The organism is Umezawaea beigongshangensis (assembly GCF_016464305.1).
GTDB classification, from domain to species: domain Bacteria; phylum Actinomycetota; class Actinomycetes; order Mycobacteriales; family Pseudonocardiaceae; genus Umezawaea_A; species Umezawaea_A beigongshangensis.
The window spans coordinates 161,331-179,690 of record NZ_JAEIOJ010000003.1; the positions used below are offsets into that span (position 1 = coordinate 161,331).

Genomic DNA, 18,360 nt, shown 5'->3' on the forward strand with positions numbered 1-18,360 from the left:
CCGGCGTCGTGACGGGTTCGGACCGGATGTGGTGGACAGTGACTGATCGGGTGCTGGCGCTGGACGTCGGTGGCACGAAGATCGCCGCCGGGATCGTCGACCGCGACGGGCAGGTGGTGCGCGCCGTGCGGGTGCCCACGCCGACCGCCAGCGCGGACGCGACGTGGCAGGCGGTCGTGACCGCCGCCGAGCAGGCGCTGCGCGGCGAGGAGGTCGCCGCCGTGGGCATCGCCTGCGCCGGTCCGGTCGACGTGGTCGCGGGCACCGCGAGCCCCATCAACGTGCCGGAGTGGCGGGAGTTCCCGCTGCGCGACCGCGTCGCCGACCTGGTGCCGGGCTCGCGGGTGGAGCTGGCGGGCGACGGCGTGTGCATGGCGCTGGGCGAGCACTGGCGCGGCGCCGGCCGGGACAGCCGCTTCATGGTGGGCCTCGTCGTGTCGACGGGCGTCGGCGGCGGACTGGTGTTCGGCGGGCGGCCCTACGGCGGTCGCAGCGGCAACGCCGGGCACGTCGGGCACGTCGTGGTCGAGCCGGACGGCCTGCCCTGCACGTGCGGCGGGCGCGGCTGCGCGGAGACCGTCGCGGGCGGGCCGCGGATGGTGGCGTGGGCGCGGTCGCTGGGCTGGCAGGCCCCGGCGCACGCCGACGCGGCGCACCTGGCCGCCGCCGCGCTCGCGGGCGAGGAGATCCCGCGCACGGCGTTCGAGCGCGCCGGGCGCGGTGTGGGCCTGGCCATCGCCGCCACGGCCGCCGTGTGCGACCTCGACCTGGCCGTGGTGGGCGGCGGGGTGGCGCAGGCCGGTGACCTGCTGTTCGACCCGATCGCGCGCACGCTGGACGAGCACGCCGGACTGTCCTACCTGGCGGGTCTGCGGGTCGTCCCGGCCGAGCTGGGCGGCCAGGCCGGTCTGGTGGGCGCGGCGGCGCTCGTGGTCGACCGCTAGCGTCCGAGGCGCGCTCGGGCGGCGTTCAGGTCCTCCAGCACGGCGTTCCCCCCGGCCTCGTCCCCCATCTCGAACCGGCACTGCGCGAGGAACTCCAGCGCGTCCAGGACGTCCGGGTGGCCCGGCGGGTGCACCCGGACCAGGTCGTCCAGCAGCGCCTCCACGTCCTTCGCCGCCCGGTCGGGCGCTCCGGCGTGGACGTGCGCCGCGGCGAGACCGCCGCGCACGCCGAGGACGACCGGATCGGTCGGCTCCAGGAACCGGCTGGCGTCGGCCAGCAGCTCCTCCAGCGCCGTCACCGCCGCGGCGGTGTCACCGGCCATGCTCCGCCACAGCGCCAGGTCGCCCCTGGTGGTCAGCACGGCGGTGTGCGAGGGGCCCAGCACCCGCACCAGGTCGGTCAGCAGCGTCTCCAGGGCGAACACCGTCTCGGCGGGGTCGCTGTCCTCCGCGCGCCACGAGGCCACCCGGCCGCGCAGCCCCAGGGTCCTCGGGTGCTCCGGCCCCAGCAGGCGGACGTGGTCGGCCAGCAGCGCCTCCGCGCCGGCCACGGCGCTGCGATCGCCCGCCTCCACGCGCCACCGCACCAGGGACGAGCGCACGGCGAGGACGTCGGGGTGGTCCCGCCCGCAGACGCGCGCCAGGTCGGGCAGCAGCCCCTCCAGCACGGCGACCGCCGCGCCGGGCCGCTCGGTCATGCCCAGCGCCTCCGCGGCGTGCGCGCGGGCCAGCAGCACCACGGCGTCGTCCGGCCCGAACAGCAGCTCCAGCTCGGGGACCAGCGCGTCGAACGCGGCGCGGGCGGCGGACGGGTGCCCGGCCCTGCCGCGCAGGGCTGCGTTCTCCACCCGCGCGGACGACGTCGTCCGGTCGTCGGGGCCGAGGACCCGCAGGAGGTCGGGCAGCAGCCGCTCCGACTCGCTGGCCGCGGCGGCCGGGTCGACGACACCGGTCCAGCGGATCAGGTTGTTGCGCGCGGTCAGGGTGGCCAGGTCGTCCGAGCTGTGGTGCGCCTCCAGCTCGGCGACCAGCCTCTCCAGGTGAGCGGTGGCCTCCGCGATCAGGCCGCCCTCGCCCAGGCTGTCGCCCGTGCGGAACAGCACCGGGTGCGCGTGGGGGCGCAGCAGGGCCGGACCGGCGTGGTCGTGCAGGGCGTCGGCGTTGGCGCGCAGCACGTGCGCGAGGTCGCGGTCCCGCTCGACCTCGGGCCACACCTGGACGAGCGCGTCGGCCGCCGCGCGCGCCGCGGCGGCCAGCCGCGGTGGTGCGCACGCCTCGCGGGTGGTGCGCTGCACCAGCCCGTGCACCCGCACGGCGCGGTGCCCGCCGCCGGGGTCGTGCCCGAGCAGGCTGAGGACGTGCAGGCACGCCGTCGCGTCGCGCACCTCGTCGGCGGCCACGTCGCGACCGGCCGCGGCGGCCAGGTGGGCACGGGCGGCCGGCGCGGTGAGCACGGCCAGCGGCACGCCGTTGGGGTCGAGCACGGACGCCAGTTCCAGCAGCGGGCGGGCGAGGCCGACCGGCCTCATCGCGTCGGCGAGCTCCACGGACATCGACCACGTCGCCGCGACGGAGGCGGTGTGCTCGTCGGGCAGCGCGTCGTCCTCCGGCAGCAGGTCGACCAGGGACCGGCGCCGGTCGGCGAGCCGTTCCCGGTAGTCCGCGCAGGTCAGCAGCCGGTCGGCGACGTGCGCGGCGGCCTGGGCGAGCGCCAGCGGCAGGTGGCCCAGGTCCTCGGCGAGACCGCGCAGCTGGTCGGGGTCCTGGCCGGGCAGGACGGCGTCGAGGTACGCGAACGACTGCTCCGGCGTGAACACGTCGACGTCGACGAGCGTCCGGTTCGCGACGAGGGCGTGGTGCCGGCTGCGGCTGGTCACCACGACCCGGCCGGTGGGGTGCGGCGGCGGCCACAGCCCGCGCAGGTGGTTCGGCGCGCGCACGTCGTCGAGCACGACGAGCCAGCGCACGCCGGAGGTGTTCAGCCACTGCGCGAACCGCTGCGCGCCCCGCTCCGGGTCGGCGTCGGCCGACCCGAGGACGTCGGCGGCCACCCCGGCGTACGCGGACACGACAGCCTCGCGCGACGTGGCGGTGACCCACAGCAGCAGGTCCAGCTCCCCCACCTGCCACAGCGTCTGGGCGAGGTGCGCGGCGAACTGCGTCTTGCCCGCGCCGCCCAGGCCGCACAGCACGACGGTGCCCTCGACCGGGACGGCGTCGCGCGGCTGGAAGTGCGCGGCGGGCAGCGGCACCGCACCGGCCCGGTACGGCCGCACGGGCTCGGCGGGCGCGGAGGAGTTGATGTAGATGTCGCCGGTTCCCCCGCCGACCTGGAAGAGGTTCCCGCCCGCTCCCACGGCCGCGTCGGCGGTGTTCACCGGTGGCTCGGTCGTCATCCGCTTCCCCCTCGCGGCCCAACCTAACGCGCGCCGACGGCGGGACGCGGTGAAATGCGCTCGATCGGAGCACGCCGGACGTTCTACCTTCGGTCAGGTGACCGAGAAGTCCGAGCAGCACTGGGAAGAGCAGGCCCGCAACTGGATCGCCTGGGTCCGCGAGCCCCGGATGGACTCCTACTGGACCTACCGGGACGCGTTCCTCGACCTCGTTCCCGCTCCCGGTCTCGCGACCCTGGACCAGGGCTGCGGGGAGGGCAGGGTGGCGCGCGACCTCGCCGCGCGCGGGCACCGGGTGACCGGGATCGACGCCTCCCCCACGCTGGTGGACGCCGCCGCGCGGGCGCATCCCGAGGGCGAGTACCTCGTGGCCGACGCCGCCGCGCTGCCGCTGGACGACGACCGGTTCGACCTGGTGGTCGCCTACAACGTGCTGATGGACGTGTCCGACGTGGACGGTTTCCTGCGCGAGTCGGCGCGGGTGCTCGTGACCGGCGGACGGCTGTGCCTGTCCATCACCCACCCGATCACGAACGGGACCGATCGGGCGCACCCGTACTTCGAGCAGAACTGGTACACCGAGCCGGTCGAGCGGAACGGGCTGCCGATGGTGTTCGGCGGCTGGAGCCGCCCGCTGTCCGCGTACACCTCCGCGCTGGAGAGCGCGGGGTTCCTGATCGAGGCGGTGCGCGAACCGCGCTGGCAGGACGTGCCGACGCCCTACCACCTGTGGCTGCGGGCGCTCCTGCCCTGAGACGCCTCCGGCGCCGGTCCCCGCGGGGACCGGCGCCGGAGCGCGCCGCGATCAGTGCGTGGCGATGGCGCGGACGCGCGGGCTGTCCTCGTCCACGTGGTAGTCCGCCGCGCTGGTCTGGTCGGTGCCGTTGAACACCCCGGCCCTCCGGGCGACGAGGGTGACCAGGACGGCGACCAGGAGGTTCGCGACCACCGCGACCGCGCCGACGTAGATCTGCGTGGGCGACCCGGCGAACGGGTGCCAGCCGAGCAGCGACAGCTTGTCCAGCGTCAGCGCGGAACCGCCGAAGTGCGCCTTGTTCGCCGCCGGGTTGGGGATCGTGTACAGCAGGTACATGCCCCAGCCCATGCCGGCGACCCACCCGGCGACCAGGCCCCACACGTGGAACCAGCGCGTGTAGAGCGCGATGGCCACGGCCGGGAGCGTCTGGAGGATCATGACGCCGCCGATGAGCTGGAGGTCGATGGAGAACTGCGGGTCGACGAACACGATGAACGCGACCGCGCCGAACTTCACGACCAGCGAGGCGAGCTTGGCCTGCTTGGCCTCCTCGGCGGGCGTGGCGCTCTTCTTGACGTACTCCTTGTAGATGTTGCGGGTCCACAGGTTGGCCGCCGCGATCGACATGATCGCCGCCGGGACCAGCGCGCCGATGCCGATGGCGGCGAAGGCGACGCCCGCGAACCACGCCGGGAACTCCTGGCCGAACAGGACGGGCACGATGGTGTTCGTGTCCGGACGGCCGGTCGCCTGGTTCGTGATCGGCTTGCTGCCCGCGCTGATCGCGACGAAGCCGAGCATCGCCAGCAGGCCCAGCAGCAGCGAGTACGCGGGCAGCGCCACCATGTTCCGCTTGATGACCTTGCGTCCGCGCGAGGCGAGGATGCCGGTCAGCGAGTGCGGGTACAGGAACAGCGCCAGTGCCGAGCCCAGCGCCAGCGTCGCGTACTGGAGCTGGTTGTTCGCGGTCAGCAGGACGCCGTCCGCCTTGGACTCGGTGGCGTCGAACTTGGCCTGCGCGGTGTCGAAGATCGCGCCCCAGCCGCCGAACTTCGACGGCAGGTAGATCACGGCGACGATGATCACCAGGTAGATCAGGGAGTCCTTGACGAACGCGATCAGCGCCGGAGCCCGCAGCCCGGACTGGTAGGTGTAGAGCGCGAGGATCAGGAACGCGATGAACAGCGGCAGGTGGCCGAGGACGCCGCCGCCGTTGAGGCCCATCGTCCGCAGCACCGCCTCGAGGCCGACGAGCTGGAGCGCGATGTAGGGCATCGTCGCGACGATGCCGGTGACCGCGACGATCAGCGCCAGCCAGTGCGAGCCGTAGCGCCCGCGCACGAAGTCGGCCGGCGTGACGTAGCCGTGCACGCGGGACACCGACCACATGCGCACCAGGGGCAGGAAGACGATCGGGTACAGCACCACCGTGTAGGGCAGCGCGTAGAAGCCCAGCGCGCCCGCGCCGAACACCAGCGCGGGGACGGCGACGAACGTGTACGCGGTGTAGAGGTCACCGCCGACGAGGAACCAGGTGATCCAGGAGCCGAACTTCCGGCCGCCCAGTCCCCACTCGTCGAGGTGTTCGAGGGTGTCGCCCGCCTTCCACTTCGCCGCGACGAAGCCGAGCACCGTCACCACCAGGAACAGGACGGTGAAGACCACCAACTCGGTCCACTGCATCAGTTCTTCCCCCCGGCCTTCCGCTGCGCGGACTTCTTCTGCGCGACCTTCTTCTGGGCGACCTTCTTCTGGACGGCCTTCTTCTGGGCTGCGCCCCTCTGGGTCCCCGTCTTCCCGGTCCCGGTCTTCTCTGTGCCGGTCTTCTCTGTGCTGGTCTTCTCGGCGACGTCGAGGTCGTCCACGTCCAGCAGGTCGTCCCCGGCCTCGACGGGCTCGTCGCGCGTCATGACGAAGACGACGCCGACGCAGAGGACGCCGACCGGCACGAAGGCGAACTGGTACCAGTAGAAGAACGGGAGTCCGAGGACGCGAGGCCCGTCCGCGTTGAACCACGACGTGACGAGCATCAGCAGTGGAACCAGCAGCAGCAGGTTCCAGTTGGACCACCGCAGGCCGTTGTCGGCCCCGGTCTGTCGTGCAGACGGCATGGCTGCCCCTCCGTGCGCCCGAGACAACTCCCGGCAGGTTGTTGCGCGGATGCTAGGCCGTACCGCCGACGCACGTCATCGTGTCGAGCGCATTACCGCGCCCTGACGTAGTGGAATCGTGATCGGACGGTCACACGCCCCGCAGCCTGCTCAGGATGTGGTTCTCCGCCACGTCGAAGTAGCGCACCAGCGCCTCCTCCGCCTCGGGCAGCCGGTCGGCGTCCAGCAGGGCGAGCAGGTCGCGGTTCATCGGGACGTAGTCGCGGTAGAACTCGCTCGGGTCGCCCATGACCCAGAACGCCAGGCGCAGTTCGGCGAGGAGCCGTTCGACCTGCTCGTCCAGCCGGGCGCTGCCCGCGAGACCGGTGATCGCCTGGTGGAAGCGGATGTTCGCGGTGCCGACGTCGACCCAGCGCTCGTCAGCGGCGGCGTCGACGCCCGCGTGCACGGCGTCGCGCACGGTCTGCCTGGCCTCGTCGGTCGCCTCGTGCCAGCGGTGCAGCGCCCCGCCCTCGATCACGCGGCGGGCGACGTAGAGATCGCTGACGTCGGCGACGTCCGGGGTGCGGACGAAGACGCCGCGGCTGTACTCGTGGACGAGCAGCCGCTCGTGGGTGAGCAGCCGGAACGCCTCGCGCAGCGTGTTGCGGGAGACCCCGAGCGCACCGCCGATGGCCTCCTCGGACAGCTTCAGCCCCGGCAGGAGGTCGCCCTCCAGCACTCGCGAGCGCAGCACGTCGGCGACCCGCTCCGCCGTGCTCGCGCGCTCCAGGTCCGCCCGCCCCCCGGCCAACGAGTTGAGCCAGTCGCCGGCCTGCGCGGTTGTCATGGTCGTCAGTCTAGGACCGCGCCGCACCATCGGAGTATTGTGGGATTGTTGAACAATCCTTGCGCTGGTGGTCGGAGGTGAGGACCGTGGACCCGAACGCGCGAGCCGCTCGCACCCGCGTCGCCACGTCACGCCGCACACCGCGCTCGGGCGGCACGAGGCGCAGGCCGACGCCGTGGTCGGCGCGGTCCGCGCCCACGACCCGCGCCTGGTGGTGCTCGGTCTGCCCGGCGCTGTGCTGCACGACCCGGCGGAGATCGCGCGCCGCTGCGTCGTGCTCGCCACCGAGGGCTGGATCAGCAGCACCGACGGGCACCCCGTGCGGATGCGCGCCGACTCGTTCTGCGTGCACGGGGACGCGCCGGGAGCCGTGGACGTGGCGCGGTGCGGGACGCGCTCGTCGGCGCGGGCGTCGCCCTCCGGCCGTTCACCACCGAGGCGGTGGATGTGAACTCATTGGACCGGTGGCCGGTATCGGGATGACCCCGCGAGGGTGAACGATCATGCGGTGAAGAACTCCACTCGACCGGTCCGGCTGCTGGGCGCGCTGCTCCCCGCGGCCGTGACCCTCGCGCTGCTCGCGACCCCAGGACTCGCGAACGCCGCCCCCGCCCCCTGTTACGACACGACCGCCGCGCTGACCGCGGAGGAGCAGCGCCTCGACGACGTCCTCCCCGGCGGCACCACCGCCGTCGGCCCCGAGCTGGTGCGCCTCGCCGGCTTCGAGGACGACGTCGCCGCGTTCACCTCCCGCCTGTGCGGGACGAGCACCCGGCAGGCGCAGGAGCTCGCCTCGTCGGCCGGGACCGCGCTGTGGAAGGCGGCCGTGGCCCGCGCCCGGTCCGCTCAGGCGTCCTGGGACGCCTACGACGACCGCCCGCTGTACTGGGCGCGGCTGTCGATGACCAGGGCGCTGCGCCAGTGGCAGCCCGCGCGCGGCCAGCTCGACGCCGTCACCCGCACCCGGCTCGTCGACTCCCTCGACCGGGCGTCGCGCGGCGTCACCGACGTGGCGTTCTCCGGCCAGCCGGACGTGCGCCGGATCGTCGTGACCGGGTTCGACCCGTTCCAGCTCGACGGCCCGTCCGTGCGCCGCGGCAACCCCGCCGGCGTGGCCGCGCTCCAGCTCGACGGCAGGGTGATCGACACGCCGCAGGGCAGGGTCGTCGTGCAGGCCGCCGTGCTGCCGGTGCTGTGGGGCGCGTTCGACCAGGGGATCGTCGAGGCCGTCTACGGCGAGGCGCTGCGCGCCCGCAACGCGCCGCACGCGATCGTGACGCTCAGCCAGGGCCGCCCCGGCCAGTTCGACGTCGAGCGGTGGGCGGCCCGCTGGCGCGGTGGCTTCCCGGACAACAACGGCCTGTCGTCGGTGGGCACCGTGCCCGACGCCGCCGGGTGGCCGCAGCCCGCGGCGGAGTTCGTCGAGACGACGCTGCCGCACCAGAAGATGATCGACGCGGGCACCGGGCCGTTCACCGTGCGGCTCAACCGGTCGTTCTGCGAGTGGCCGCTCGGCTCGACGCCCGGCACCGTCCCCTACGACTGCCGGACCGACGAGCCCACCCCCGGCGCGGTCGCCGCGGTCGGCGGCGGCGGCGACTACCTGTCCAACGAGAGCATGTACCGGGCCAACCGGGTGCGGCTCGGCGCGGGCGCGACGTCCGTGCTCGGCGGCCACCTGCACACGCCGGTGCTCGACCAGCCGGCCGACCCGGCCGCGCTCACCGACGCCGCGTTCGAGGCGCAGCGCAGGCAGATCGCCGATCAGGCCATCGCCCTCGTCGCCCTGGTGTGACCTCAGTACTGTGACCCCGTGATCGGTGTGCGACGAGCGCTGGCAGCGGTGATCACGCCGCTGGCGCTCGTCGCGTGCACCGACCGGATCTCCGGCTCGCCCGACGTCGGACCCACGACGTCACCCGCGTCGACGACGACCGGCCCGCCCGCCACGCGCGTGCTCGCGACGCAGCTGCCCAAGCAGGGCCAGTGCCTCGACACGACGAGCTTCACGCCGATCGGCTGCGAGCAGCGCCACGACGCCGAGGTGGTGCAGGTCGGTGAGCTGACCGGCCTGTCCGACGCCCCTCCCGCCGAGCACGACCTGCGGCGGGCCGTGCTCCCGGTGTGCCGCGCGGCCGTGAACGACTACCTGGGCAGCGCCGACACCGACGCCACCCGGTTGCAGGTGCGGGCGTTCTGGCCGAACTCCGAGGGCTGGGAGCAGGGCGACCGGTGGCGGGTGTGCACGGTCGTGGAGCTGACCCCGGCCGAGGAACCCGTGTGGCGGACCGGTTCCCTGCGCGGTGTCCTCGCCGCGTCCGGGTTCGGCACCTTCCAGCTCTGCGCGGCCGGATCGCCCTCGGCGCAGGAGGAGCTCGCCCTCGTGTCCTGCGACGAACCGCACCTCGCGGAGACCGTGCCCGGTGTGCTGCGGCTCGGCGAGCCGGGCGACCCCGTGCCGTCGCAGGAGCAGGTCGACGCCGCGGCGCGGGAGCACTGCACCGCCGCCGTCACCGGCTACCTGGGCACGACGAGCCGGACGGACGTGTTCCCGGCGTGGCGGACCTTCGGCACGCGGGGCTGGTCGGAGGGCTTCACCAGCGCCACCTGCTACGCCGAGGCCACCCGTCCGCACTCCGGACGGCTGTGGGGCATCGGCGGCAACCCCCTGCCCGGCTGAGTTCTCCACAGCCGGCGGCGCGGAGTCCACAGACGTCCACAGGCTGTGCACAGATCCGTCCACAACCTGTGGACAACTCAGCGAACTCCCTGCTCCGAGCGCAGAGAACCCCGGTGGGCACCGTTGACCACCGGGGTTCCGACCTGGGGAGCGTCAGCTCAGCCGAGCCGCTGCTTCAGCGCCTCGAACTCGTCGCGCAGCGACGTGGGGAGCGTGTCGCCGATCTTGTCGAACCACTCCTGGATCAGCGGCAGCTCGGCACGCCACTCGTCGGCGTCGAACACCAGCGACGCCTCGACGTCCTCGCGCGGGGCGTCGAGGTCCGACAGGTCCAGCTCGTCCGCGGTCGGCACGTACCCGATCGGGGTCTCCCGCGCGGCGGACCCGCCCTCGATGCGCTCGATCGCCCACTTCAGGACGCGCGCGTTCTCGCCGAACCCCGGCCACAGGAAGCGCTCGTCCTCGCCGCGCCGGAACCAGTTCACGTAGAAGATCTTCGGGAGCTTCCGCGCGTCGGCGCTCTTGCCGAGCGAGATCCAGTGGTTGAAGTAGTCACCGGCGTTGTAGCCGATGAACGGCAGCATCGCCATCGGGTCGCGGCGCACCACGCCGGTCTCGCCCACCGCGGCGGCCGTGGTCTCCGACGACAGCGTGGCGCCCATGAAGACACCGTGCTGCCAGTCGCGCGACTCCGTGATCAGCGGGATCGTCGTGGCGCGACGGCCGCCGAAGAAGATCGCCGAGATCGGCACGCCCTTCGGGTCGTCCCACTCGGGGGCCTTGATGTCGCACTGGTCGATCGGCGTGCAGTAGCGGGAGTTCGGGTGCGACGACAGCTCGTCGGAGTCCGGCGTCCAGTCCTGCTTCTTCCACGAGGTGAGGTGCGCGGGCGGCTCGCCCATGCCCTCCCACCACACGTCGCCGTCGTCGGTCAGGGCGACGTTCGTGAACAGCGAGTTGCCCTTCTCGATCGTGCGCATCGCGTTCGGGTTGGTGTGGTAGTCGGTGCCGGGCGCGACGCCGAAGAAGCCGTTCTCCGGGTTCACGGCGTAGAGCTGGCCGTCGTCGCCGAAGCGCATCCAGGCGATGTCGTCGCCCAGCGTCTCGACCTTCCAGCCGGGGATCGTCGGCTCCAGCATCGCCAGGTTGGTCTTGCCGCAGGCCGACGGGAACGCGGCCGCGATGAAGTAGACCCTCTGCTCGGGCGAGGTGAGCTTGAGGATCAGCATGTGCTCGGCGAGCCAGCCCTCGTCGCGCGCCATCACCGAGGCGATGCGCAGCGAGTAGCACTTCTTGCCCAGCAGGGCGTTGCCGCCGTAGCCGGAGCCGTAGCTCCAGATCATCCGCTCCTCGGGGAACTGGACGATGTACTTCGTGTCGTTGCACGGCCACGCCACGTCGGCCCGGCCGTCCTCCAGCGGAGCGCCCAGCGAGTGCAGCGCGGGCACGAAGTCGGCGTCCTCGCCGAAGCGGGCCAGCGCCCTGGCGCCCATGCGCGTCATGATGTGCATCGACACCACGACGTACTCCGAGTCGGTGATCTCGACGCCGAGCATCGGCTTCTCCGCGTCGAGCGGACCCATGCAGAACGGGATCACGTACATCGTGCGACCGCGCATCGAGCCCCGGTAGAGCTCGGTCATGGTCGCCTTCATCTCGTCCGGCGCCATCCAGTTGTTCGTGGGACCCGCGTCCTCGGGGTTCACCGAACAGATGAAGGTGCGCTCCTCGACACGCGCCACATCGGTCGGGTCAGAAGCCGCCCAGAACGAGTTGGGCTTCTTCTTCAACGGCACGAACGTGCCCGCGTCGACGAGTTTTTTCGTCAGGCGATCCCATTCAGCGGGGGAACCGTCGGCCCACACCACCTCGTCGGGGCCGGTCAGTTCGGCGACTTCGCGCACCCACGACAGCAGGCGCTGGTGGTTGGTCGGTGCCTGGTCGAGACCGGGAATGGTCACTGCCGTCATCTCGTCTCGTCTCCTGACTGAACGCCAAACGCCCGCGCGGACGACGCTGCCCGTGCCCGGACTGCGGCGTCCTCGCGGAAATGGCTCCGCCCACCCCTGAGGGGTGTACGGGTTCTGGGGATGGACAGAGGTTAGCCGGGACGATCAGCACCAACACCCGCCCGACCTGTCGGGTCGCTCACAAAACCGATTCTGGAATCGATTCAGCATCCATTCACGTGACAGAACACGATCCGACTCCCGAGTGACCCCGGAAGAGGGATCGAAAAAACAAGAGGGCCGGTGTGCGGTATCCACCACACACCGGCCCCGATCTGAAAGCGTTCAGTTGGGACTGATCCACTGCCCGGTGGTCGAGTCGATCCGCACGACGCCCTCCACGGTCACCGGGGTCTCGTCGTCGCCCCAGCCGTCGAGCGCCCCGCTGCGCGCGTCGGGCACGTACTTGCCGTCCGAGCCGATGTGGCCCGTCTCGACCTCGGTCCACCCGTCGCCGTCCCGCTCGGACATCGTCACGTCGCCCTCGGAGGTGATCTCCGTGGCGAGGTCGGCGTCGCCGTCGCCGTCCGCGTCGGTGAACAACCACGTGTCGCCGTCGTCGTCGCGCACGACGGCGGTGTCCGCGCGTCCGTCGCCGTCGGTGTCCTCGGTGGCGGGACCGACCTCCTTCGAGCCGTCCTCGCTCGTGACGACGATGGTGCTGTCGTCACCGGTGTTGGTCCGCTGCTCGCGGCGGTCGTCGCCGGAGTCGCTCGGATCGACCGCGACCCACTCGCCGTCGTCCTCGTCGAACTTCGCCTGCGAGACGAGCTGGCCGTTCTCGTCGTAGGTGCTCATCAGGTCGGCGACGCCGTCGTCGTCCGTGTCGCTGAACGCGAGGTGCCCGCCGTCGTCCGTCTCGACGACCGCGCTCTCGTTCACGCCGTCGTCGTCGAGGTCGTAGGTGGCCTCCGCGGTGTAGTCCTCGTCCTCCACGGTGACCTTGAGCTCGCCGTCGGCTCCGCCGTTCTCGTCGATGTACACCGGGGCACCCCTCCTGGTTCAGTGGTACCGGTAGGACTCGCCGCGAGCGCGGTCGGTTCCACGCTACCGGCCCGAACACCGACGCCCCGGCCCCGGCGCGTGCCCCGGAGCGCGGTCAGCGGTCGCGGACGCTGCGGATGCGGCCCAGCAGGGAGTCCACCTTCTCCCGGCCGCCGCGCACCTCCGCCAGGCGCTTGACCACGGCCTGGAGTTCGCGGGAGCGCTCGCTCGTCTCCATCTTCAGCGCCTTGTCGACCTCGCGCAGCTCCGTCTCGATCGCCTCGATGCGCTTGGTCAGGGCCTCGTCCAGGGCGAGCGACAGGGCCTGTTCCGCCTCGATGAGCTGTTCGGCCACGAGCTGGTCCAGGGTCGAGCGCGCGTCGGCGATGGAGTCCGAGAGCCACTGCTTCACGTGCTGCCTGTCGGCGGACTGCTTGCGGGTGCGGGCCATCCACCAGCCCGCGCCGAGGCCCAGGACGATCGTCACCGGCAGCACGATCGGGTTCAGCGCCGACACGCCGAACGCGGCGAGCGGCACGGCGGCCAGCTTGCTCGCGCCCATGCCGCCCGACACGCCCATGAACACCAGCAGCTTGTCCTCGGCCGTCGGCGGGCGCTTGTCCGGCGGGCGGAGGACCACCGGCGGGTGCGGCGCGCGGGCGAACTGACCCCGGATCACGGCCAGCTCCTGCGGGGAGAACAGCTCGGCCAGCGCGGCGTCGGCGACGCGGGACAGGCGGTGCGACACGGCCGCGCTGATGCGGCCGGACACCAGCTGGAGTGCGACGTCCACCTGGTGCGGCACACCGGGCAGCGCCTCGCGGCCAGCGGCGTCGACGGCGTGCCGGAACCACGTCTGCACGTCCCGCATCTGGCGGCTGACCTCGTGGGCGTTCTCCACCCTGGCCCGCTGCACCTCCCCGCGCAGCTTCAGCTGCCAGCCGCGGGTGGACGAGCGGCGCTCGACCGCCAGCTCCTCGCGGCGGGTGCGCAGGGCGCGCGCCTCCTCCTCGCCGGTGGTCAGCGCGCGCTGCTCGGCCTCCAGCTTCACGACCTGCTCGTCGAGCACGGTCGACAGGCGGCGCAGGGCGTTGGCCTCGCCGAGCATCGCGGCACGGCCGACCACCAGCTCCTGCAGCGCGGCCTGGAGCTCGGCCACGCCGGAGCGCTCGCGCAGCATCGCCGCCGCGTCCGGGTTGGGCGCCTTGGCCGCCATCTCGAACAGCCGCGCCGACACCGGGTGGAACACGGCATCGGCGAAGCGCGGGGCGTGCTCGGCCAGCAGGGCCCGGTTCGCGTCGAGCACCTGCCGCCAGCCGCGGTACTGGTCGGTCTTGGCCAGCGCGAACACGACGGTCTCGACGCGCTCGCCGACGGTGCTCAGGAACGTCAGCTCGCCCCTGGTGAACGGCGCGGAGGCGTCCACGACGAACAGCAGCGCGGTGGCCGTCGCCGCGGCCTCGGCCGCCAGTTCGCCGTGCACGGAGCTCAGGCCGCCCACCCCGGGGGTGTCGACCAGCGTCATGCGCTCCAGCAGCGGGACGGGCACGTCGACCTCGACGTGCCGCGGCGGGAGCTGACCGGCGGGCAGCTCGTGGGCCGCGGACACCCAGTGCACGAGGTCGGCCGGGTCGAACGGCACGGGTTCGTGCTGGCCCGGGTAGCAGGCGCGGGCCGCCCACCGCTCGGCGTGGGAGAAGACGAGGTACGTGGCGGTGGCGACCTCGGCGTCCACCGGCGACAGGCCTGGCGTCGCGAGCACGGCGTTGACCAGGGAGCTCTTGCCGCGGTTGGTCTCCCCGACCACGACGACGCTCGGCGCGCGCCCCCTGCGCTCGCGGGCCTCGTCGATCCACTCGGCGGCGCGCGGATCGAGGCCGCGCACCAGCGCGGTGAGCTTCTCCCTGGTCTGGCGGACGAGCTGCGGCAGCGTCACCGACGTCGTCGGGGGCACGCTCACGTCCGCGAGGTGTAGACGGTGACGATGGGCGGGCGCAGCGTCCTGCCCCGGTCCACGAAGCCGACGACCTCGGTCTCCGCGACCACGCCGTCGAGGCGCGGGTCGTCGGTGTGCACGGTGCCGCCCGCCTCGTGCAGCGACGGGTCGAACCGCTGGCCGTCCGGCCGCCACGCGACGACGCCGATCGCGGCGAGGCCGTCCTCCAGACGCTCCACGACGCCGGAGCTGCGCGCGCGGTCCAGCGCGTAGAGGCAGAGCTGGACCAGCGCGCGGCGTTCGCCGAGCGCCTGGTCGAGCAGCTCGTCACCGATCGTCTCCGTCAGGGGTGCCGCCACACCGGCTACCGACGCGACCGGGAGCTGTTCGGTTCCCGGCTCGTCCTGCCGGGCTCGTCGTGACCACGGGCTCACCGCCGCCGCCCTCCGCCGCTGCCGCGCAACTGCTGCCAGACGAGGAAGTAGGCCCGGTGCACGACGTGGGCGACGCGGCTCTGCGCCGGGGTCGCGCCGAACGAGGCGAACGAGCGCCACCAGCCCGCCCGCTCCAGGGCGTGGGCCGCCAGCTCCTGCGGCGGCCGTCCCGGCAGGCCGAGCTGCTCGGCGATCTCGGGGCTGCTGCCGACGCGCAGGACCTCGTCCACGAGGTCCTGCGGCATGGCGACCGCGCCGGACGCGACGAGCGTCAGCGCCTCCAGCAGCCGGAGCTGGTGCGCCTCGGGCTTGGCGAGGAGGACCTCGATGGCGTTGTGCACGCGCTGCCGCTCGCCGGGATCGCCCGAGGCGTGGGCGAGCGCGGTGACCGAGGCGAGGGCGGCGGCGGCCTTGATGCCGTCGGCGCGGGAGCCGAACACGGCCCCCAGCTTGCCGCGCACCAGGTCGAGTCCGGACGAGTCGAGCAGCCTGCGGCGCAGGGCGCCCGCGGTGATCTCGGGCTCGGCGTCGATCGCGGCGAGCGCGCAGCCGATGCCGTAGAGGTCGAGCTTCTCCAGCAGCCGGACGCGGGTGCCCGCCGGCACGTCGCACTCCCAGCTGGCGAACAGGTCGGCCGACAGCAGGATCGTGTCGCGGGTGGCCCGGTCGAGCTGGGCGAGGGCGCGCAGCGAGTCGGCGTCGGCCGAGGTGAAGCCGCCGGTCTCGGCGGACTCGGCGAGCAGGCCCATCACCGGGATCACGTCGGCGACCCGCGGTCGCAGGCCGTGCGCCTGCTTCTCGGCGAGGAGCTGGGCGGCCCTCCACACGTCGCCGCCGGAGCCCTCGACGGACTCGGGGGCGATCGTGTCGGCCTTGTTGAGCACGGCGATGGCGTTGACCGGTCCCGCCTCGCGGCTGGCGGTGGCCGCGGTGAACGCGGCGAGCGCCTGCTGGTCGTCGGCGCGCACGCCCTGCGTGACGACGTAGAGCACGGCCTCCGCTCCGGCGACGGCGCTGCGGGACACCGGGTCGAGCTCGTCGCCGCGCACGCCGAGCAGCTCCTCCGTGCGGGCCACGGACGCCGCGTCGAGCGAGCCCAGACCGGGGGTGTCGATCACCGTGAGGTCGCGCAGCACCGCGTTGGTGAGGTACGCCTCCAGGTGCGACACGCGGTCCACGTCGACGCCGAGGGAGGCGGGGATCATGCCACCGGGGTCGAACGGCAGCACCTGCTTGCGGCCGTCGGTGAAGACGATCTCGATGCGGTCGACCGTGCCGTACTGGAAGCGGGTGACGAGCCGGGTGCACTCGCCGACGTCGGTCGGCGCGACCCGGCGGCCGATGAGCGCGTTGACGAGCGTGGACTTGCCGGACTTGATGCGTCCGGCGACCGCGACCTGCAACGGGGCCGACAGCCTGCGCAGCACCTCGCCGAACCCGGCGGCGGTGCGCGGGGACACCTGCCGCTGGAGCGCGACGCACAGCTCGGCGACGGCGGCCGACAGCGGACCGGCGAACTGCTGGCCCGTCGTCCCCGGTGTCGTCCCTGGTGGCGCGGTCACGGTGTCAGATCGTGCCACGACGCCGTCCCCCGGTGGAGGGGGAACCGTTTCTCCGGCTCGCACCCCGGGTAACCGGCCGAGTGGTGATCACCTGGAAGGAGCCACCACATGGACAACGGCTACGTGACGTTCTTGGTCCTGGGGATAGTTCTGGTGGCGATCGACGGCCACCTGATCTACCGGGCGGGCAAGGGGTACCTGCACACGGCGTACGGCAGCCCGGAATCCGCGCAGGCCATGAACCGCATGGTCACGGTGCTGTTCCACCTGGTCGTGCTGGGTCTGGTCTTCCTGATCTCGCTGATCGACGTGGAGACCGGTGACCGGACGAAGGACGTCATCGCGCGTCTGGGCATCCTCCTGCTGCTGATCGCCGCGGCGCACGCGGTGACCATGACCATCCTGGGCCGCATCCGCGACCGCGCGATCCAGCAGCAGCTCGCCGACGAGATGGCCGAGGAGCACCGCCAGTTCGAGGTGCGACACCGCGAGGACGGCATCCCGCACCAGCCGACCCAGTCGCCGCAGGTAGTCGAGCAGACCGCGGTGGAGCAGACGACGCGCGAGCCCCGCTCCAGGTAGGCGCTCTCCGCACGGGTGTTCTCCGGGTGATCTCCCCGGTACGCGGCCGCGCGCGGCGACCGGGCGACGGTGCTGAGGTCGAGAGCGGCCCCGATCAGCGGATCGGGGCCGCTCTGCTGCGGCGGGGCGGCCAGGACGGAGCGATCACGCGTTCGCACGGGCCCACCGCGCCCGGTGGGGCGGGTCGACGAACAGCCACCAGCACGCCAGGGCCACGAGCTGGCCGAACACCGCCACCGCCCACAGCGCGGACCCGCTCGCCGGGAGCCAGCCGGGCACGGCCGGGCTCCCCGGCACCTGGTCGAACGACGCGATCTTCGACAGGCGCGTCCCGGCGGTGGACATCAGCACCCCGGTGATCGCGACGCCCACTCCCACCGCGACCCGCGCGCTGCGCGTCCGCAGGACGGCGTCGACGTCCGGATCGCCGGACGCGGGCCTGACCAGGGCAGCGCGCACGACCGCCGCGACCACGAGCAGGGTGAGGACGAGGCCGCCGAGGACCCACCACGGCGTTCCGTCGAGCAGTTCGCCGCGGTTCAGCGGGGTCGTCGTGACACCGTCCGGTCCCTCGATCTGGCCGTCGACGACCCGCTCGGCCACCTGCTCGACCCAGTCCCGCGCGGCGAGCGCGGCGGCGACGAGGGCGAGCGTCGCGGCGGCGAACACCCCGAGGACCGCCACGGCCGTGCGCGGCACCAGGTCGAACACGCCGCGGTGGGCGGGGCTCACCACGCGGTGCCGGTCGCTGCCGGGTCGCAGGGCCGTCAGCTCGGCCAGCAGCGCGCCGCTCAGGAGCGTGACGAGCAGCCCCGAGACGAGGCCGTCCACGGGCAGCGGCACGGCCGGCCAGGCGCAGGCGACGAAGAGCCACGGGTAGAGCAGCCGCCGCCGCTTGAGGTAGCGGACGGCCTCGGCCACCTGCGGCGGCGTCGGCTCGCCGATCTTCCAGCGGCGGAGCAACCACGTCGCGACGCCGTCGGTCGGCCACAGCAGCACGAGCAGCACGAGACCGGTGCTCGCGGCGATCAGGACGTCCCGCACGACGACCACCCCCGGAATCTTTCTACCAGCGACCCGCCGCAGCACCGCGACCGTCGTCAACCGCAAGTCGTACGGGTCGTCAGCCCGTGGCG

General features: G+C 73.1%; 15 protein-coding genes and 1 pseudogene. 6 read left to right on the forward strand and 10 right to left on the reverse strand.

What is annotated here, in order from left to right; genetic code table 11:
• Positions 1–38 precede the first annotated feature (38 nt).
• Entirely contained in the window at positions 39–944 is a 906-nt protein-coding gene (locus IMZ35_RS08965) for an ROK family protein (protein WP_199440522.1), read from the forward strand.
• Here the strand turns inward: IMZ35_RS08965 and IMZ35_RS08970 are convergent.
• Positions 941–3,340, reverse strand: coding sequence for an NB-ARC domain-containing protein (locus IMZ35_RS08970; RefSeq protein ID WP_199440523.1), 2,400 nt, complete (start codon positions 3,338–3,340; stop codon positions 941–943). The two genes, IMZ35_RS08965 and IMZ35_RS08970, sit on opposite strands and share 4 nt — an antisense overlap.
• A gap of 97 nt (positions 3,341–3,437) precedes the next feature.
• On the opposite strand from IMZ35_RS08970, the gene IMZ35_RS08975 reads away from it, so the two are divergent.
• Positions 3,438–4,094: a class I SAM-dependent methyltransferase gene (locus tag IMZ35_RS08975; protein WP_199440524.1), complete on the forward strand. Its 657-nt coding sequence runs from the start codon at positions 3,438–3,440 to the stop codon at positions 4,092–4,094.
• A gap of 51 nt (positions 4,095–4,145) precedes the next feature.
• Here the strand turns inward: IMZ35_RS08975 and mctP are convergent, their stop codons facing one another.
• From mctP to IMZ35_RS08990, 3 genes and pseudogenes are all read right to left on the reverse strand, one after another.
• A complete protein-coding gene (gene mctP / locus IMZ35_RS08980; RefSeq protein WP_199440525.1) occupies positions 4,146–5,780 on the reverse strand; it encodes a monocarboxylate uptake permease MctP in 1,635 nt (544 codons plus the stop codon).
• Positions 5,781–5,947: 167 nt separating this feature from the next.
• Positions 5,948–6,208, reverse strand: a pseudogene (locus IMZ35_RS30505) (DUF3311 domain-containing protein); the annotation flags it as partial.
• A gap of 130 nt (positions 6,209–6,338) precedes the next feature.
• Positions 6,339–7,037 (reverse strand): GntR family transcriptional regulator, encoded by a 699-nt coding sequence (locus tag IMZ35_RS08990; RefSeq protein ID WP_199440527.1) that lies wholly within the window; start codon positions 7,035–7,037, stop codon positions 6,339–6,341.
• A gap of 67 nt (positions 7,038–7,104) precedes the next feature.
• On the opposite strand from IMZ35_RS08990, the gene IMZ35_RS31685 reads away from it, so the two are divergent.
• Genes IMZ35_RS31685 through IMZ35_RS09005 form a run of 3 tightly spaced genes read left to right on the forward strand, consistent with a single transcriptional unit; the run spans position 7,105 to position 9,717 of the window.
• On the forward strand, positions 7,105–7,488 hold the full coding sequence (locus tag IMZ35_RS31685) for a LamB/YcsF family protein (protein WP_307867874.1): 384 nt from the start codon (positions 7,105–7,107) through the stop codon (positions 7,486–7,488).
• Between the two features lie 57 nt (positions 7,489–7,545).
• On the forward strand, positions 7,546–8,832 hold the full coding sequence (locus tag IMZ35_RS09000) for a pyroglutamyl-peptidase I (protein ID WP_307867875.1): 1,287 nt from the start codon (positions 7,546–7,548) through the stop codon (positions 8,830–8,832).
• Between the two features lie 18 nt (positions 8,833–8,850).
• Positions 8,851–9,717, forward strand: a complete 867-nt coding sequence (locus IMZ35_RS09005) for a septum formation family protein (protein ID WP_307867876.1) — start codon at positions 8,851–8,853, stop codon at positions 9,715–9,717.
• Positions 9,718–9,875: 158 nt separating this feature from the next.
• Here the strand turns inward: IMZ35_RS09005 and IMZ35_RS09010 are convergent, their stop codons facing one another.
• The 5 genes from IMZ35_RS09010 to IMZ35_RS09030 form a co-directional block, all read right to left on the reverse strand.
• Positions 9,876–11,687 carry a phosphoenolpyruvate carboxykinase (GTP) gene (locus tag IMZ35_RS09010; RefSeq protein WP_199440528.1) on the reverse strand — a complete coding sequence of 604 codons (1,812 nt, stop codon included), beginning with the start codon at positions 11,685–11,687 and terminating at the stop codon, positions 9,876–9,878.
• A 324-nt stretch (positions 11,688–12,011) separates the two neighbouring features.
• Entirely contained in the window at positions 12,012–12,710 is a 699-nt protein-coding gene (locus IMZ35_RS09015) for a hypothetical protein (protein ID WP_199440529.1), read from the reverse strand.
• Positions 12,711–12,825: 115 nt separating this feature from the next.
• Positions 12,826–14,664, reverse strand: coding sequence for a dynamin family protein (locus tag IMZ35_RS09020; RefSeq protein ID WP_438816860.1), 1,839 nt, complete (start codon positions 14,662–14,664; stop codon positions 12,826–12,828).
• A 2-nt stretch (positions 14,665–14,666) separates the two neighbouring features.
• A complete protein-coding gene (gene grpE, locus IMZ35_RS09025) occupies positions 14,667–15,005 on the reverse strand; it encodes a nucleotide exchange factor GrpE (protein WP_307867877.1) in 339 nt (112 codons plus the stop codon).
• 71 nt (positions 15,006–15,076) lie between these two features.
• The gene (locus tag IMZ35_RS09030; RefSeq protein WP_199440532.1) at positions 15,077–16,642 is read right to left on the reverse strand and encodes a dynamin family protein; all 1,566 of its coding nucleotides are present in this window, start codon (positions 16,640–16,642) and stop codon (positions 15,077–15,079) included.
• 108 nt (positions 16,643–16,750) lie between these two features.
• Here IMZ35_RS09030 and IMZ35_RS09035 point away from each other — a divergent pair, with 108 nt between their 5' ends.
• Positions 16,751–17,224, forward strand: coding sequence for a hypothetical protein (locus IMZ35_RS09035; RefSeq protein ID WP_199440533.1), 474 nt, complete (start codon positions 16,751–16,753; stop codon positions 17,222–17,224).
• 144 nt (positions 17,225–17,368) lie between these two features.
• Here IMZ35_RS09035 and IMZ35_RS09040 read toward each other — a convergent pair whose 3' ends face one another.
• Entirely contained in the window at positions 17,369–18,328 is a 960-nt protein-coding gene (locus IMZ35_RS09040) for a hypothetical protein (RefSeq protein ID WP_199440534.1), read from the reverse strand.
• Between the last annotated feature and the right edge of the window lie 32 nt (positions 18,329–18,360).